General features: G+C 66.9%; 17 protein-coding genes. 9 read left to right on the forward strand and 8 right to left on the reverse strand.

The features are described from left to right. Positions 1–58 precede the first annotated feature (58 nt). The 3 genes from MNOD_RS11530 to MNOD_RS46340 form a co-directional block, all read right to left on the reverse strand. Positions 59–1321 carry a class I SAM-dependent methyltransferase gene (locus tag MNOD_RS11530; protein ID WP_015929052.1) on the reverse strand — a complete coding sequence of 421 codons (1263 nt, stop codon included), beginning with the start codon at positions 1319–1321 and terminating at the stop codon, positions 59–61. Between the two features lie 657 nt (positions 1322–1978). Further along, positions 1979–2314 (reverse strand): hypothetical protein, encoded by a 336-nt coding sequence (locus MNOD_RS11535; protein ID WP_043748545.1) that lies wholly within the window; start codon positions 2312–2314, stop codon positions 1979–1981. A gap of 30 nt (positions 2315–2344) precedes the next feature. Then, positions 2345–2587, reverse strand: a complete 243-nt coding sequence (locus MNOD_RS46340) for a hypothetical protein (RefSeq protein ID WP_157091425.1) — start codon at positions 2585–2587, stop codon at positions 2345–2347. 163 nt (positions 2588–2750) lie between these two features. Here MNOD_RS46340 and MNOD_RS11540 point away from each other — a divergent pair, with 163 nt between their 5' ends. The 3 genes from MNOD_RS11540 (at position 2751) to MNOD_RS46345 (ending at position 4635) form a co-directional block, all read left to right on the forward strand. Continuing rightward, positions 2751–3365, forward strand: a complete 615-nt coding sequence (locus MNOD_RS11540; protein WP_015929054.1) for a TetR/AcrR family transcriptional regulator — start codon at positions 2751–2753, stop codon at positions 3363–3365. A 417-nt stretch (positions 3366–3782) separates the two neighbouring features. Beyond that, the gene (locus MNOD_RS11545) at positions 3783–3995 is read left to right on the forward strand and encodes a hypothetical protein (protein ID WP_244424710.1); all 213 of its coding nucleotides are present in this window, start codon (positions 3783–3785) and stop codon (positions 3993–3995) included. Between the two features lie 427 nt (positions 3996–4422). Then, complete coding sequence (locus MNOD_RS46345) at positions 4423–4635, forward strand: hypothetical protein (RefSeq protein ID WP_015929056.1); 213 nt, start codon at positions 4423–4425, stop codon at positions 4633–4635. A gap of 254 nt (positions 4636–4889) precedes the next feature. Here the strand turns inward: MNOD_RS46345 and MNOD_RS42990 are convergent, their stop codons facing one another. Further along, positions 4890–5495: an AAA family ATPase gene (locus MNOD_RS42990; RefSeq protein WP_157091426.1), complete on the reverse strand. Its 606-nt coding sequence runs from the start codon at positions 5493–5495 to the stop codon at positions 4890–4892. 387 nt (positions 5496–5882) lie between these two features. Further along, entirely contained in the window at positions 5883–6542 is a 660-nt protein-coding gene (locus tag MNOD_RS11550; RefSeq protein ID WP_157091427.1) for a TAXI family TRAP transporter solute-binding subunit, read from the reverse strand. A 1002-nt stretch (positions 6543–7544) separates the two neighbouring features. On the opposite strand from MNOD_RS11550, the gene MNOD_RS11555 reads away from it, so the two are divergent. The 4 genes from MNOD_RS11555 to MNOD_RS11575 all read left to right on the forward strand — a co-directional run bounded on the left by MNOD_RS11555 (position 7545) and on the right by MNOD_RS11575 (position 10804). Beyond that, positions 7545–8168 carry a translation initiation factor IF-2 gene (locus MNOD_RS11555; RefSeq protein WP_015929059.1) on the forward strand — a complete coding sequence of 208 codons (624 nt, stop codon included), beginning with the start codon at positions 7545–7547 and terminating at the stop codon, positions 8166–8168. A gap of 1057 nt (positions 8169–9225) precedes the next feature. Beyond that, on the forward strand, positions 9226–9492 hold the full coding sequence (locus tag MNOD_RS11565; RefSeq protein ID WP_015929062.1) for a PilZ domain-containing protein: 267 nt from the start codon (positions 9226–9228) through the stop codon (positions 9490–9492). Between the two features lie 350 nt (positions 9493–9842). Then, entirely contained in the window at positions 9843–10127 is a 285-nt protein-coding gene (locus MNOD_RS11570) for a hypothetical protein (RefSeq protein ID WP_015929063.1), read from the forward strand. A gap of 437 nt (positions 10128–10564) precedes the next feature. Then, positions 10565–10804, forward strand: a complete 240-nt coding sequence (locus MNOD_RS11575; RefSeq protein ID WP_015929064.1) for a hypothetical protein — start codon at positions 10565–10567, stop codon at positions 10802–10804. A gap of 314 nt (positions 10805–11118) precedes the next feature. Here MNOD_RS11575 and MNOD_RS46350 read toward each other — a convergent pair whose 3' ends face one another. Beyond that, positions 11119–11322 carry a hypothetical protein gene (locus MNOD_RS46350; protein WP_015929065.1) on the reverse strand — a complete coding sequence of 68 codons (204 nt, stop codon included), beginning with the start codon at positions 11320–11322 and terminating at the stop codon, positions 11119–11121. Between the two features lie 374 nt (positions 11323–11696). Here MNOD_RS46350 and MNOD_RS11585 point away from each other — a divergent pair, with 374 nt between their 5' ends. Further along, positions 11697–11945, forward strand: coding sequence for a hypothetical protein (locus MNOD_RS11585; protein ID WP_015929068.1), 249 nt, complete (start codon positions 11697–11699; stop codon positions 11943–11945). A gap of 18 nt (positions 11946–11963) precedes the next feature. Then, positions 11964–12494: a type 2 periplasmic-binding domain-containing protein gene (locus MNOD_RS11590; RefSeq protein WP_015929069.1), complete on the forward strand. Its 531-nt coding sequence runs from the start codon at positions 11964–11966 to the stop codon at positions 12492–12494. 42 nt (positions 12495–12536) lie between these two features. On the opposite strand, the gene oiaK is transcribed toward MNOD_RS11590, so the two are convergent. Beyond that, on the reverse strand, positions 12537–13913 hold the full coding sequence (gene oiaK / locus MNOD_RS11595) for a 3-oxo-isoapionate kinase OiaK (RefSeq protein WP_015929070.1): 1377 nt from the start codon (positions 13911–13913) through the stop codon (positions 12537–12539). Continuing rightward, positions 13910–15154: a ribulose-bisphosphate carboxylase large subunit family protein gene (locus MNOD_RS11600; protein ID WP_015929071.1), complete on the reverse strand. Its 1245-nt coding sequence runs from the start codon at positions 15152–15154 to the stop codon at positions 13910–13912. Before MNOD_RS11600 ends, oiaK begins: the two co-directional genes overlap by 4 nt. Between the last annotated feature and the right edge of the window lie 183 nt (positions 15155–15337).

Here is a 15337-nt window from a genome sequence, read left to right on the forward strand (position 1 = left end):
CTGTTCGGGCTGACGCCGAGCAACGCGCCCCCCAGGGGGCCTGACGCCCGCGCGGGCGTCAGACCGCCGCGGGGACGAGAAAGGCCGCCTCGCGCTCCCGCAGGCGGGCCTCCGCGGCGGCGATGTAGTCCCGGGTGAGCGGCACCACGTCGTTGCGCCGGGCGAGCTGGATCTGGAACACCACCAAGTCCTCGTAGCGGAAAGCGGCCTCGCAGCCGGCGAGGTACCAGTCCCACATCCGGCAGAAGCGCTCGCCGTAGAGGGCGAGCGCCGTGTCCCGCTGCGCCTGGAACCGCTCCCGCCACGCATCCAGGGTGCGGGCGTAATGCAGCCGGAGCACCTCGATGTCGGTCACCATCAGCCCCGAATGCTCGATCGCCGGCGCCATCTCGGACAGGGTCGGGAGATGTCCGCCCGGGAAGATGTAGCGGGTGATCCAGGGATTGGTCGGATAGGGCGCCCCCGTGCGGCCGATCGTGTGCAGGAGCATCACGCCATCCTCCGCGAGCCGCTCGCGGGCGATGCGGAAGAATCGGGCGTAGTCCGCCCGCCCCACATGCTCGAACATGCCCACCGAGACGATCCGGTCGAAGGTCCCTTGCGTCCGGCGGAAATCCTCCAGTGCGAAGCGCACCCGGTCGGCGAGCCCCTGCACCTCGGCCTGGGCCCGCGCCCGCGCGAGCTGCTTGCTCGAGAGCGTGATGCCCCGCACGTCGTCGCAGCCGGCCACTGCCGCGAGGTAGAGGGCGAGGCTGCCCCAGCCGCAGCCGATGTCGAGCACCCGCTGCCCGGGACCCGCCAGCAGCTTCGCCGCGATGTGGCGCATCTTGGCGCGCTGCGCGGTTTCGAGGTCGTCCGCGTCCGTCTCGAAATAGGCGCAGGAATACTGCCACGCCCGATCGAGGAAGAGCGCGTAGAGCTGCTCGTCGAACTCGTAATGGTGGGAGACGTTGCGGCGAGCGCGTGTCGGCGTGTTGCGCAGGCCGACGCGCCGCAGGATCCGGCGCAGGGCCGCCATGGCGGTCATTGAGGGCAGCGGCACCTCGCCGTGCGTGCGGGCGAGAAGGACCCGCATGAGGTCGGGAAGCGTGCCGTTCTCCAGGACGATCCGGCCTTCGGTGTACAATTCCCCGAACTTGAGTTCGGGATCGAGGAGAAGGCTGCGGGCGGCCGCCCAGTCGCGCAGCCGCAGCGTGACCGATGGTCCGTCGCGGTCCCCGACCGTGAGGCGCCGGCCGTCTGCCGACACGATGGTGAGGTTGCCGGCCAGATCGATCGACCGCAGCGCCCGGCCGAACAGACTTGGGATGAGAGCCGCCATCGGAACGCTCCGCACAACGCCCTGCCCTCCGGCGCGCGCAAGCGCCCGGAGATGACATCCGGTGCTCCCTCAGGACGAACAACGCCACTCCGGCGAGTGGGTTGCGCGGCTTTCGCCGGCCCGCGGCGCGTCCTGGCCGATCGGCCGTTGAACGATCCGCTCCGCACCGTCGTTGTCGCGAGACCGCAGGCTCGACTGCAGCTTGCCGAGAGACGAGCGCCGATGCGGCAACCGCCATGGTCCACCCATCGGGGCTGATGGTGCCGGGGCCGGCCCTCCCCCGCTCGCGAGCGGAAACTCAGCCCTGCGCGGCCGAGCGGCCGGCATCTCACCGGCGATCCCGCCGCGCGCTTCGTCCCGCCGCCTGTTCGGCACACGCGGCACCTCGGCCTGACGGGCCCAGGCTGCGGTCGTGGCGAGATCGACCCTACGGACCCGCGAGGCCAGCCAGGGCCCACCCTCCGAAGCGACCGGGCCACGACGAGAGGGTCCGCTCCGGTCGGAACGGACCCTCCTCGCGAGATTGATCGTGCCGCATCGGGTGCGATGGACCGGCATCCACGCGTCGCACCATGCTCGAGGCGCGCGCAGCCCAGCGGCGATTGGTCGTGCTCGATGCGCCCGGGGCGCGTCGCGCCGATTCCGCCGGGACGGGGCTCAGCGCCCGCTCGTGTAAGCCCGGCGCGGCGCCGTCCGCCCCGGCGCCGTCTCCTGGGCCACCGCCGGCATGCCGCCCCGGACGTGGCGAGGCTCCCAGCCGAAACAGTGGCTGGCCATGGCGGCCGTGTTGCCGAGCTTCATCTGCATCTCGCAGTCGCTGCGGAACGCATCCACTTGGCCGCAGATGAACGGCACATTGGGGTTGTCGAGGGGCTTGCCCGTCGCGTCCTGCGGCAGGCACGAATATTTCGTTGCGTAGGTCACGCCGTCAGGCCGGCTCTGCGCCTGCGCGGCAGCGGGGAGAATCACCATGGTGGCGACGGCAGCGACCATGCATATCGACCGAAAGCACATCAAATGCTCCTAAAGCGTGGCGAGTTGAAGGGTGGCGGCAAGAATGTCGATGATCAGCACGAGACCCAGCAGGATCCCGAACATGAGCACACGAGGTGAGACTACCAAAGCTTCGAGATGCTCCTTATCTTGGCTCTCATCTCCAGCTGCGATTGAAGATGAGATGCGGCCTTGAGCAGGAGCAGAGCGCCCATAAATGCGCAGAATATTACCATCATCTTTGTCTCGTCTTTGTGCCGGGGCGTCTGCCATGGGCACCTGCCGCAGCCATGGGCGCGAGGTCCGGGCGGGGAGCGGGAGCGGAGTGCGGGCATGAACAGCGGTCATGGGCATATAAACGATACGTACCGTTTCTATTGCTGAATGGACCATCCACGCCGTGCCGTCAAGTGTTTCGTGTGGGAGTTGCCCCCGGATGCCTGCGAGTTCGCCCCCGCCTTCCCGGACCTCGGTCGGCCCGGTCCGCAGCTCGGAAAGCCACGAGGCCATCCTGGCCGCCGCAAAGCAGGTCCTGCGCGAGCGCGGCTATGGCGGTTTCTCGATCGATGCGGTCGCCCGGCTCTCGAAGGCCTCCAAGCCGACGATCTACCGGCGCTGGCCCCAGAAGGCGGCGCTGATCATCGAGCTCTACGACCGCGAGACCGCCCACGTCCTGAACGTGCCGGATCTCGGTTCGGTCGCCGCGGAATTGATCGCGCTCGCGCGCAGCAACTGGGCGCTGTGGCGCGAGACCGCGGCCGGTGATGCAGTCCGCGGCATCATCGCCGAGGCGCAGACCGATCCGGAGGCCCTGCGTCGACTTCGCGACACGTTCATGCCGGACCGGCGACGCTTCGCCCGTCAGGTCTTCGGGCGTGGACAGCAGCGCGGCGAGATCCCGGCGAGCGCCAGCATCGAGACGGCCGTCGACATGTTCAACGGCTTCAACTGGTATCACCTGTTGACGGACCAGATCCGCAAGACAGATGAACCCGCGATCGAATCGGCCGTCGAGATCCTGCTCGCCGGCCTGACCAGGTCCGGCGGATAGGCTCGCGGATCCGGCTCGGTCACGGTGGGCATCCAGCTGCGCGCTGCCGCCCGACAGGTTGTGCGCAGATGCCCGCGCCCACCTTCGCGGCCGCCACGGCCGAGATCGACGATGATCCGAGCAAAACCGTGCTTCGGCTCCCCCGCATTGCCGGCGAGCGGCCTCGGTATCCTCCTGCGCGAAGGACGTGGCGAAGCCTGACGAACAGCCGCGGTTCGAGCCTTCGAGCCCGACTTGATGCCGATTTTCACTGCAGCCGAGGTGGGACCAGGCGGCCTGTGGAGGCAGGGGCGGCGGAACTCGGTGCGGAGGCTCCTCGGCTGCCGCCCCAGCCTCCCGCTTCGTTTGTATCGTCGTCGTTCACATCTGTCCGCCGGGCCAGGATGGACCATGTGTGCTCCCACGGGATGAGGGAGCATGATGGATACGTTCACGGTCACGATCGAGACGCCCGTCGGACCACTCTCCCTGCGTCGAGACACAGCCGAGGCGGCCATCGAGACAGGCCGCCTGATGCAGCGGGAGGGCGTCGGTCAGGTCTTCATCACGCCGCCGGGCGGTACACCGATGCCACTCGCGGATTTCGCCTCGGCCATTGTGAAGGATCTCCCCGACTGGGATCCAGCCTGAGGCGGGATGCGACGTCCAGCACGTAAGAAAATCAGTCGTATCGACCGCACCAGCTGCTCTTGGCGATTTCGTTGCCGCCGTCACGCTGCCCTTCGGGCCCGATCCGGTCAGGCAGGGTTCCGTGACCGGCAGCCGGATCACGGCCCTGTCGGCCCGGCTGCTGCACGCCGACGCGGGTGGGCCCACTCGCGTCGACGGCGGGACTGTCCTGAAGCTCCGGGACATAACCGCACCGCCAAGATTGCAGAGACGGGCGCTCCACGGTTGCGTCGCCATGTCGTGACGGGCAAGCCCGAGGCATCCCGTTCTCACGTGCGCAGGCGCACAGATTAATGTCAGATTAAGATCAAAAATCGCAGCATTCTCCGGGTTCGAATTGGCTGATCCGGAAGATACAACTTCGACACAAGCCAGCAGGAGCCCCAAGATGTTGGATGCATCGAATGAGATTCAGAAGATTTCTGCAGAAACCTGCGAGCTCACAGAGTCACAACTCGATCTCGTGAATGGCGGCTCGATCAACAGCGTCCTTACAGGCGTTGTCAATGCGGTTGCAAATGGAATTTCAGCTGGCATCAAGGTAATCAACATGGATCAAAAGGAGACGTATACCGGGAAATATGGCAGCGTCACGTTCTGATCGCAGACCCGAAGTAGCGGTCGAACTCGCCGCTCCCGGACGGGTTCGACCGCCGGCATTCCGGCGCTGTGAGCGTCACATGATACTTCTTCATCGCACGTCTCCGCCCTCCATCCAGGGATAACGCGAGACCCATCAAACGACCCTGGCAGAGTACCAGAGCATCTTTCGACGAAGTGGACATCGGTTCGTCGAAGAAAATGCGGCAAAGCCAAAGATCTAGAGCGGAGCGTCATGGAAAGCGCGCGCTCGAGCTAACACGGATCCTGCGTGATACGGTGCAGGATGTATTCGACCCTCTCCTGCGCAGCCAAGACAGGCACACGCTCCACGTGGAAATCCAGATCGGAATACGCCTGCCAGAGAAGATGAGCAAGCTTGTCCCTCTCATTGACGCTTTCAACTCTCGCATAATCGACGGAATAGTTATCTAAGGGATCCAAATAGAAAACCTTTCTGTATCGAGCTGGTTTGATAAACTTCATGTATTTTTCTACAGGTATGCCATGCAATCTGAAGTAGGCTAGACTGTCAGGAACTCCACGATCAAAAAATATAATTTTCTCTTTCGGCAGATATTGCTCCGTTTCCAGCGAATTCATTAAAATGTCAACTTGAAAATTCTGCATGCTGGCGCGAATTTCCTGAATTTCTCGCCCTTTTCTCATTTCTCTATCTATATATTCTCGTGCGACCTCCGGCCTCACCCAGAATCCACGCCGAGATAGAAGTTCTATAGTTGTCGACTTCCCACAGCAAGGTGGGCCCGTGATAACGTACCATTGGTTTTGGATTTCAGACACGCTCGTTCGGCTCCAAATGGTACCGCACTCTACATAAATTTCGCCTCGGCAGTCCATCGTAGTGCTGCACGAAAGCTGTAGGGTTGAAATATGGACGGGGTGCCGCGACCTATGTGGCCGGATCGTCCGCCACATGCGGCCCCTGTCCAGGGGTACCCGCGAATGCATGGCACCAGCCGAGAGCTGCCCCATGATCCCGACGGCCCGAGATGTGATGCATCGGGCCGTTGACCCATCTTGCGTTGTCGATGCCAAGCCGGAGGCTTTGTGGGGAAGCTTGGCAAAAGTTCGAAACCGAACCAACGGTCCTTTTCAAGGCCCGTTGGGACGAGACGGGTCCAGCTTGGTTCTACGACCATCTCCGCCGAGCATGGTCATGCATCCGGGAGAACGGGGCGAAGCTTTCATCGGACGGTTTTTCGACAGAGCCCACCAGCGACACCTCTATCCGCGCCCCAGCTCTGCCTGCCGGTCTCGGATCGCCTCCCGGGTGTGGGCGACGGCGGTACCGAGCACGGAGGGCGACCCGTCACTGGCGAGGACCTGATCCATCAGCGCAGCACTGACGAGCGCTCGCAATTCGCGTGACAGGGCCTCGAGCTCGGCCCGATCCGCAGCATCGGCCTCATCCGCGATCTCGATGAGACGCTTGACGAGGCGCCGCTCCCGCGCCGCGCGGCGGCGGTGTCCGTGGCTCACCGCGAGCGCCAGCCCCGACCCGGCGAGGCTCAGGCCAATGCCGCCGAGATAGAGATAGTTCTGCGACGTGTCGAAGAAGCTCTGGTCGCCGTTGGTGAGGTAGGCCGCCACGCCTGGGTGGACGGGCAGAAGCGGGGTCTTGTCGTCGAGGTCCGGCGCCTCGATGTGGCCGGCGAACGGGGTCGAGGCGGTCAGCATGGCCCGGGCGGTGAAAACCGACCGGGCAACGGCCGCCGCCACGATGTCGAGCATCGTGTGCGCGACGACGAGCCGGTAGGTCACCACGAGACTGTTGACGGTCTCGGCCGGCACCGCGGGCCAACCCCGGAAGGCGCCCACCGGCACCTCGACGGTCTCCAATCCCGGATAGCGCCGGTGGATCGCCTCACCCCTCGTCGAGGGCAATCAGGGTCGGCGTGCCTCGTCGCCCGCGCGACAGCCGCCACGGCCCGATGCTCCTGGATCGCCGGGCCGAGTGCCCTAGATCCACCGATTTTCTTCCATGCGCACCCAGCCCGGTGCGGCGCTCGAGCCTCTGCCGGCTCGCGGGCCGAAATCCTGTGTCGAAATCAGATGTCCGGAAAAACGCTCCGAACCGGGCATTCAGCACACAGGCTGCGACCGTCCGGAACAGGTCAGCCCCGGTCACCGCAGGCGAAGGGGTAGAGGGCCGCTGTCTACCCGTAGCGGCCCCTTCATAGACAAGGTGACCGGGTTTCGACCCTGATGCGCCCCGCGCCACAGAGCCGGCAACCCCGCTCGGCCCCACCGTAGAGGGCTGTTTCGTTGCCGGGGACGTTGTGCTCTTCTGCGCTCTCTCCGAGGTCGCTCTGAGCCCGCCAGCTTCGGCTGCGCGGGCTCTTTTCGTCTCAAGCCTCATCCGGCCACGGCACGTCCCGCCCGACGACCTTGTAGTGGGCCGGCAGCGGGCTGGCAGATCCCATGCGCCAGCCGGCTTGGTATGGATCCGAGCGTGGATGCCCAGCGTGTCGCGCATCGCCCCGACCTCCCGCGAGCCGCAGGCCGGGCAGCACAGCCGGAGCGCAAAGTCCGGGAAGGGCGGATCGGCCGGGAAGCGGTCGGTGATGACCGCGCTGTGGCCGCAGTCGATCACCTCGCAGTGGACGGCGGCCGTCCGGTCGCCCTCGGCGCGCAGTTCACCGATCGCCGACGGTGGATCTCCCGGCCATGCTCATCGTAGGCGCGGCGGGGCTTGCGGCGCTGTCTCATGGAGAGAGGCATGCACGACGCCCGTTGCTGCAGGATTGCGTGCGACGGTCGCGCTTGAGGCGGCAGATGGCGCGTGATGGGCGGGTGTGCCCCAGCACGCCGTCCCAAAGCTCTGGTTGCGATGCTGATCTGGTCCTGGCGGGCCCTTCGCGGGCTGCTGCCTCACCGGAGTTGGCCATGATCAAGCGCTCGCTCGCCGCTGCTGCGGTCTTCACCATCGGGCTGGCCACTGTCGCACAAGCGAATCTCACGCTGAACCAACCGGCCCCGCCGTCCTCTCAGCCCAGTGCTCAGACCGAACCCACCCTCACGCAGACACCGATTCGCACCGCACCGCGGGCCTACGCTGAGGTGAAGACCCTCGCCCCCGTGACGCAGAGCGATGCCGACGAGCAGCCCCAAGCCAGCAAGGCCGCTCCGCGCGTGATCGCCCTGCCCCGTGCGGACGCGCCGAACCAGGGCTACGTGGCTCAGGCCCCGACGGCGGCGCCGGCCAGAGGGCCTCAGCCCGAGCGCCTGTCGCAGGTCGAGCCAACGGCCCCTGTACAGGAACCCACCGCCGACGAGCCGCCGGCGCCGCGTAGGACCCGTACCCCGGAGAGGGAGGTTGTGGAGGCTCCGTCCGACTATCGCCGGACGAACCGCCCGGTCGGCTATCGCACGGCGAAATGGGATGGAGGCGGGGGTGCGACCTGGAAAACCGGGCGGGATGCCTACGGGTTCGAGGGAACCATCGGCGGCTGCCGTTTCGTCGGGTTCAGCGGTCCGCATGGCTTCAAGCTCGACAGGACTTGCCGGTAGTCCCGAACGACCGCGTCGACCTGCTCGAACTTGCACATCTCGTCGATGGTGGGGGCGGGCAAGCCGGCAATGTAGGGCCGCGGGCCGGGCACCCACGTCACGCGCCTCGCGCACTGGCGGCGCCGCCGTCTCGACCCTCGCCTCCGGCCTGAATCAGGGCATGGTGGCTGGCCAGCTCACAGCTCCCTTCGAGGATAGTGGGTGAGGGCAAGTCAATTGAGCTCGTGCATCGGGGCGGGGTCCCGATGGACCGACAGGCAAGGCCGTCGCCTATCAAGCCCCACACCTCATGAGGGCAACGGCGCCGGTTGCCGTGCTGGCATTCTATAACAGCGGCTTCGGCGCGTTCTCGCCGTGCAGTTTGGTAGCCGCACCCCTTGACCTTTCAGCTGAATTGGCCGGCATCAACGTTCTTCTAATCTGTAGGTCCTGGGTTCGAGTCCCAGCGCGCTTACCAAATCTTCCAAATGAACCAGCAACTTATACCAACGGGCCTTGGAGATGACCGTCGGTTCCGGTCTCGGACGGTATGAGTTCGCCACCGGCTGCGCCGACCCTGACGGATGAAACCGGCCGCGAGGGCGCGCCCCATGGCAGCCAACCCCGGCCCTCATGCTGAGGCGCTCCTGGCGATCGAAGATCGCACGGAGCCTCTGGCCGGCATCAGCCGGCACGCACGCCTGACCGCTGGTCCGAGGCTCTGGCGGGATGGGAGCACCGGTCCGGCGTGCTTCGAGGCTCCTTCGGAGCACCTCAGCATGAGGAGCGGGGCGGCTGCCACGCCGGTCAGGTTCTATTGAGAGGGTCCGCGCTCATGGGCGGCGTCCGTCTGCAGATGAGCAATCGAGGCACCCCGGGGCAGGGTGAGGTGGGAGAGGGCGGATTTGCAGGACGCTGACACAGGCGCGCTTGCGTCATCGGCGACCACGACGTGCGAAATCCGGTTTGTCTCGGCGCAGAATCCGCAATTCGCCGTTGCGCTGCGAAATTCGGTATGCCACCCATTATCAGCAAGTAAGGCAGTTGATTCGCGGTATGCTCCACCGGAGAACTACCAATGAAACGCGGTCCGATCGATGCGCGTGCCATGTTGTCTGATTCCGGTAAAATCTTAGTCGACTTTCCGCCAGGGCTCGTTTCCTGCGTGTTGCGGGACCTGTCGAGCGCTGGAGCACGCCTGCTGGTGCCGGACGCAATCAGTTTCCCGGATCGACTGCGCCTCGTTATTGATGCAGAGCGCGAGACGCTTCCCTGCCAAGTCGTCTGGCGCCGCGCGGGTGAGATCGGCGTCGTCTTCACTTGGGAACTCGGGCCGGCGGCATGATTGGCACGGGATGAACGGATCGGGATCGTCACCTCGCACCAGGAGCGGCTGCAGGATTGGCGCGCTCCGCCTCGTATGACGAGGCTGAGCGCGCTGCCGGCAAATAGATCCGTGAGGCGGGCGAGGGTCACGTGCTCATCCGGCAACTGCACTTGTGATCCAGATATCGGCGACGGTTTTCAACCGCTTCGCCAGGGACGCTGGATTGCGCAGCTTGCAGCGGCGTGATTGGGCGGTGCGCATATCAAGCATAGATGGCGCGATCGTCTCCGGATGTCCGGAGATATTGCATCGACTAAAGATAGGCCAAGTGACAAGCGGCCGATTGCATTGGAAGCGGGCAGGAAGAAATGGTGCATACCAAACATGCCGCCACCGTTCAGGTCTATATGAATGTAATGCGGGAGGCGATCGAGACTTTACCTTACGCTAATGAGACAGGAAAGCTCGACGATTTTGCGAGGGTCTGCCATGCTCTTCGGCAGAATGCTATTAGCGTTTTGACGAGCTATCTCATCAATGCGCCGGAGAAGGTTGGGGGGCCACAGGTTGCGAACCGGGTTCTGGCGGAGATCGTGACCATGCTGGGTCTGCCCGATGATGAGCCCTCCCTTGTCTCCATCCAGCGTCACTGAAGCCGCCATGCCGCCCGCCAAGCTGTCGATCACGTGGGAGCGGGTCGGTGCGCGGAGTCAGAATCCGCCACTGCGGAGGCCGGCGCTTGGTCCGCCGATCTCGCTCATGCCCATGCGTATGCGGCTTGCTTGCCGCCCACGCGGGCGTTGACGCCGACCTCTCCGCTCGACCGTTCCATTCACGTCACGGCATGCATCTCCCCGAGAAGCATGCATGATGCGCTCCGTCCGATCGGGAGGTCCCGCACAGCGGCGGCATCCATGCCGCCTGCCGATAGGCGCTGGTCACAGGCGCCTGTTTTCCCCGAACCGGAATCGGGTCGGCCAAGCAAGAAACGATAAATATCAATCGATTGTGCGCCTTCGAACGCTCGATGTTTGTATTGAACCGTACTGACACGCTTTCGCCTCAATGAGGTTGCTGTCTGGAAGGTGCCATGACTGAGCCGACTGCTTTCGAGATCCGAATCGCGACGTGCCAGACGCACAGCATCCTGCGCGCCCCGACCGAGCGTGAGGTGGCCATGAAGGCGGAATCCCTCGTCCGAAGGGTTCATGAACGCGGCGAGCTGGTCGGCTTCAGCATTACGGGACCAAGCAGGGCCGCCATCGGCCGCATCAAGGCCTATCTTGAACAGATCCTGATCGAGGTCGAGCGCCTGAGCGCTCGACTGTGATTGTCGTTCGAGAGGGCTCGCCCGAACCGGTGATGCAGTGGTCGGCGCGCGATCCGGTCCAGACTCGCCCGCGCTTCCGCCGCTGACCAGCCTGTCCGGCGTCGGATGGCGTGAAGGCACTGACCGCTTGGGACCCGAGCAGCTGATGCGGAGACTGCGGCTCCTGGCGCCCACAGGTCTTGGCCGGGTGCGATGTACCAGCGGAAGAGAGAAGAACAGGACGGAACCTTCGGGTGTCGCGGCCACACGTGCAGGGTCTGCCCGTTGCATTGCAGCAGACGTTGAAGCCGAGGCCCGCGATCATGCCGCCGCGCCTATGACGTGATGTTCTGGATCCAGGGCTGGTCGGTCGGCGAGCGCAGGCGCTCGGGCTTCCAGGTGTCGCAGCTGGCACCATCGAAGCTGCGCAGCGCCGTTTCAGCCGTGCGAGATCGTTCCGCCGAATCGGGGCAATGCAGGTCTCGTCCGATCAAGCGCGCCTCTATCGAAAGACGCAGGATGAACAGGGGCGGGCTCATCCGCCCCTTCAGGCGACGGAAGCGGAGAGGACGGCGCTGTTCATGATACGGAGATCCACCAGGGTATGTGCGCGCATGGGCATTGGTGCGGCCGCCGTGCCGCTCTGCTTGCGGGTTCGGGCACAGCCCCTGGTCATGCGCGTCAATCCACGTCTCGCTGACACGGGCGTCCCCGTGTTCGGCGGCGAGGCCGCCGTGCTCCGCACTATGAAGAGTCTGGAGACGCCGTGCGACACGTCGTGACGGAGACCCGCTCCGTCGCGGAGGCCGGTCGAATCGGCGAGGCCGACGCCCGCCCGGCCGCCGAGAAGGCCGGTACCTGCCCGAAGCTCCTCGCCGATCCGTAATCCTCAGCCGCAGAAAGGAGATCCGCCATGAGACACGCTCAGATCCTGCGACACGTGCTGATCCTGGTCGGCTTCGTCGCTGGCCTCGCCGCCCTCTCGCCGAGCCCGGCTGGCGCCGTGGTCTGCGCCCGTGGCGTATATCGGGCCGGCTGCGTTGGTCCGGGGGGCTCGGTCGCTGTCCGGCGGGGCATCTACGGCCCACGGCGCGTCGTGGTGCGGCGGGGCTATTACCGGCCGCGCACGGTGGTTTACCGGCGCGGCTTCCGCCGCTGGTGAGGAGGAGCCGAGGGCGCCTTGATCCTCCGAGCGACCGCGGGGCTCTTCGCGCTCGCGGGCCTGACCGTGGCGGCGCTCTATGCCGGGCTCGCCCATGCGGAGCTGCGCGTCACCACGGGCCCGCCCGGGAGCGCGATCCATCGCCTGATCTCGACCTTCGCGGCGGCGAACGCGCGGCTGCATCCGCGCGTGCGCCTCGTCCCGGTGGAGGAGAGCGGCCTCGCGTCGAACGCGAAGGCCTTGGAGGAGGGGCGGGTCGACCTCGCCGTGATCCGCAGCGATCTTCCGCCGCCGGCGAACGGGCAGACCGTCGCGATCTTGCGTCGTGACGTGGTCGCCTTGGTGCTGCCGCCGCACAGCCCCGTCACCACCCTCGGCCACCTCGCCGGCCGGGCGGTTGCTATCCCGACGGGCCCGTTCCAGGACGACGATGCCCGGCTCCTCGACGCATTGCTCGATTATGTCGGTGTACCGGCCTCCCGGGTTGAGCGGCTCTTCGTCGGGCCTAGTGGCGAGTTCGGCTCTAAAGCTCCGGCCCCGAGTGCGTGAGCGCGGGATCGCGGTCTCAGGAGGCGCGGGTGACGTCGGCCTTCAAGACGAGTCTCTTCCGGCTCGCAGCACCTCGAAGAAGTCTGCGTCCCCCATCTGCCCGCCCTTCAGCACGAGTTCCAGGCCGTCATAGGTCGCGTCATCCGCGTAGGCCCGGCAGAGCGGAGCACCGGGTGCAAGGGCGGCGGCGATTTCGAGGGCCTTGATCCCGAGCGCTCCCATCACCTCCCCGGAACTGTCGCCGCCCGCCACCGCCACCCGCCGCACGGACGAGCAGGCGATGATCCGGCGCATCACCTCGGCGAGCGCCGCGCCGACCTGGCGGGCCGCCTCACCACGCGAGAGACCAGCCTCGGCCGCCGTGGCGTCGAACCCGGTGACGGCGGGATCGTCCGGGCCCTCGGCACTGAAGACGATGGGGCTGACCCCGTCTGCGATCGCGCGCGTGGCGACCGCCGTCACGCGGGCAATCTCGTCATCCCGGCTCGCGTCTCGCAGCGCCCGGGCGAGGTCGAGGCGCTCGGTGAGGAAGCCCGCTGCCCGCGCCCGAGCGAGCTGCTCCGCGGTGCCCGGCGAGCAACTGCCGCTCACGGCAGCGACGACCGGGGCCGGCGCGAGCGGGGGGAGCGAAGGGATCGCCGGGATCAGACCCTGCGCCCGCCAATGGGCCGCGAGGGCGTATTGCAGGCCGGAGGACGAGGCGGAGAACACGCCCCCTCCCCGCTCCTCCCAGACGAGCCGCCCGGCCTCCGCCAGGGTCTCCTCGTCGAGGACGTCGATCAGCACCACCGGCACGTCCGGGCCGGCGAGCGCCGCCCGGCGGCCCGGCGCGGCGCCGGACTTGAGGGCCACGAAGTCGATGAGCTCGATGCGGCGGGTCGTCTGCCGGCCGAGGTGGCGGCGCAGATCCGCCTCCCGCATCGGCGTGACCGGGTGGCGCGCCATGGTCGGGTGCCGGTCGAGCCGGTAGCCGACGCCGTCCGCCACCGCGAAGAGGTTGCCGAAGGCCTGGTAGCGCTTCAGGCGCGGTGCGCCGACGATCATCGGGCTCCAGCGTCCCGGCATCAGCCCGACGCCGATATCGACGGCGCGGCCGATCGAGCCGGTCTCCGGCGAGGAATCGAAGGTCGAGCAGACCTTGTAGTGCAGGATCGGGGCGCCGAGCCGGGCGAGGCCGGCGAAGAGCCCCGGCAATTCGCGGTCCATCCACTCGGGCGAGCGCCCGCGGGACGAGCCGGCGAGGCCGATGCAGCGCGCATGCGGGAAGCGCGCGAGCCAGCGCGCGTCCGGGGCCTCCAGGAAGAGCACCGTCGGCACGCCGGCCGCCGTCAGCGCTTCCATGGCATCGGTCGAGCCCGTGAAGTCGTCGCCGTAATAGGCGAGCAGCAGGCCCTCGGGCCAGGCGCCTGTTCCGCTCACCGCCAGAACTCCAGGGCGTCCCTTAAGGCGCCGCTGCCGGAGGCGGCCTCCCGCAGCGGTACGCCCTGCGCCGCCGCCGTCCAGGCGGCCCGGAACGCCTCGACTCCCGCCGCGACCCCGCCCGGATGACCGAAGATGCCGCCGCCCGCGGTGTGGATCAGGTCGGTGCAGCCGAGCGCCGCGTAGGTCTCGGCGGCCTGCAATCCGGTCTGCCCGGAGCTGAACACCGGCATCGCACCCATCCGGGCGTCCGGGCCGATCGGCGCCAAGACCGCACGGGCGGCCGCGATCACGCTCTCGTCGGCCTCCGCGAACTTGTTGCGCAGGCCGTTGACGTGCAGGTGGTCGGCCCCGGCGAGACGCCAGAGCTGCTGCCAGGGCGCGTAGTCGTAGCCGAGGGCCGGGCAGCGGGTGAGCGCCCCCCAGCCGGCTCGGTGGGCGTGGATCGGAAGCTGGCTATGGCGGCGGAACTCCTGCACGCCGACGAGGCCGATCGCGTTGAGGCAGAGCATCACGCAGGTGCCCCCTTCCCTCAGCACGAGGTCGTGCCGGCGCCGCATCTGGTCGAGGTCGCCGGTGAGGTTGAAGGCCACCATGGCCTTGCGGCCGCGCCGGTCGGCGGCCTCATTCACCACGCGCATGACCGCGCGCACCCGCTCCTCGAAGGGGCAGCGGGCACCATCGGCCTGCAACTCGTCATCCTTGATGAAGTCGATGTCGCCGGCCACCAGCTCCCGCACCTGCTGGGCGGTCTCCTCGGCGGACAACCCGATGCTCGGCTTGATGATCGTGCCGATGAGCGGCCCCTGCGCGACCCCCGACAGCGCCCGCGTCCCTTCCACGCCGAAGGCGGGACCCGTGAAGGGCGCCGTGAAGGAGGGCGGGAGCGACAGCCCGGTCAGGCGTAAACCCGAGACTTGGCCGAGCTCGAACAGGTTGCCCGCGATGGTCGTCCACAGGTTCGGCAGCGAGGGGCCGAAATTCTCCACCGGCCAGGAGAGTTCGAGGATCGCCCGGGTATAGCGGTCGGACGGCCGCGCACCCGGGAGGCTCGGGCCTGAGACCGTCTCCAGCACTTCGAGCCGCTCCACGAAGGCACCCGAGCGCTGCTTGAGCTCCGGCGTCTCGGTGGCGAGCGCCACGAAGGTCCCGCTCGACTGCTCGCCGGCGATGACCTCCGCGGTCCGGGCCGGGTCGTCGCCGGTCTCCATCCAGTAAGTGGCGTGGACGCGTTCGCGCATTGGGGTTCTCGTAATCTGTCCGGGCGGCCCCTCCCCGTCCGGAGCCGAGGCCCGGACCTTGGCGGGAGGAGCCCGGGAAGGGCGGCCACGAAGGGAGACCTCTTGCGGCTTCCGTTTGATCCGTCCGGAGACAAGAGGGCGCGGGATCCTCTCTCCCGAGTGGGAGAGAGGTTTCCCGCGCGC

The organism is Methylobacterium nodulans ORS 2060, from assembly GCF_000022085.1.
Taxonomy (GTDB): domain Bacteria; phylum Pseudomonadota; class Alphaproteobacteria; order Rhizobiales; family Beijerinckiaceae; genus Methylobacterium; species Methylobacterium nodulans.

Excerpts from the sequence above, each read along its gene's own strand:
- MNOD_RS11575 (WP_015929064.1), top strand. The coding sequence starts at position 10,565 with ATGACTGAGCCGACTGCTTTCGAGATCCGAATCGCGACGTGCCAGACG.
- MNOD_RS42990 (WP_157091426.1), bottom strand. The coding sequence starts at position 5,495 with ATGGACTGCCGAGGCGAAATTTATGTAGAGTGCGGTACCATTTGGAGC.
- MNOD_RS46340 (WP_157091425.1), bottom strand. The coding sequence starts at position 2,587 with ATGGCAGACGCCCCGGCACAAAGACGAGACAAAGATGATGGTAATATT.
- MNOD_RS11555 (WP_015929059.1), top strand. The coding sequence starts at position 7,545 with ATGATCAAGCGCTCGCTCGCCGCTGCTGCGGTCTTCACCATCGGGCTG.
- MNOD_RS11540 (WP_015929054.1), top strand. The coding sequence starts at position 2,751 with ATGCCTGCGAGTTCGCCCCCGCCTTCCCGGACCTCGGTCGGCCCGGTC.
- MNOD_RS46350 (WP_015929065.1), bottom strand. The coding sequence starts at position 11,322 with ATGAGCCCGCCCCTGTTCATCCTGCGTCTTTCGATAGAGGCGCGCTTG.
- MNOD_RS11535 (WP_043748545.1), bottom strand. The coding sequence starts at position 2,314 with ATGGTCGCTGCCGTCGCCACCATGGTGATTCTCCCCGCTGCCGCGCAG.
- MNOD_RS11585 (WP_015929068.1), top strand. The coding sequence starts at position 11,697 with ATGAGACACGCTCAGATCCTGCGACACGTGCTGATCCTGGTCGGCTTC.
- MNOD_RS11570 (WP_015929063.1), top strand. The coding sequence starts at position 9,843 with ATGGTGCATACCAAACATGCCGCCACCGTTCAGGTCTATATGAATGTA.
- MNOD_RS11545 (WP_244424710.1), top strand. The coding sequence starts at position 3,783 with ATGATGGATACGTTCACGGTCACGATCGAGACGCCCGTCGGACCACTC.
- MNOD_RS11600 (WP_015929071.1), bottom strand. The coding sequence starts at position 15,154 with ATGCGCGAACGCGTCCACGCCACTTACTGGATGGAGACCGGCGACGAC.
- MNOD_RS11565 (WP_015929062.1), top strand. The coding sequence starts at position 9,226 with ATGAAACGCGGTCCGATCGATGCGCGTGCCATGTTGTCTGATTCCGGT.
- MNOD_RS11530 (WP_015929052.1), bottom strand. The coding sequence starts at position 1,321 with ATGGCGGCTCTCATCCCAAGTCTGTTCGGCCGGGCGCTGCGGTCGATC.
- MNOD_RS46345 (WP_015929056.1), top strand. The coding sequence starts at position 4,423 with ATGTTGGATGCATCGAATGAGATTCAGAAGATTTCTGCAGAAACCTGC.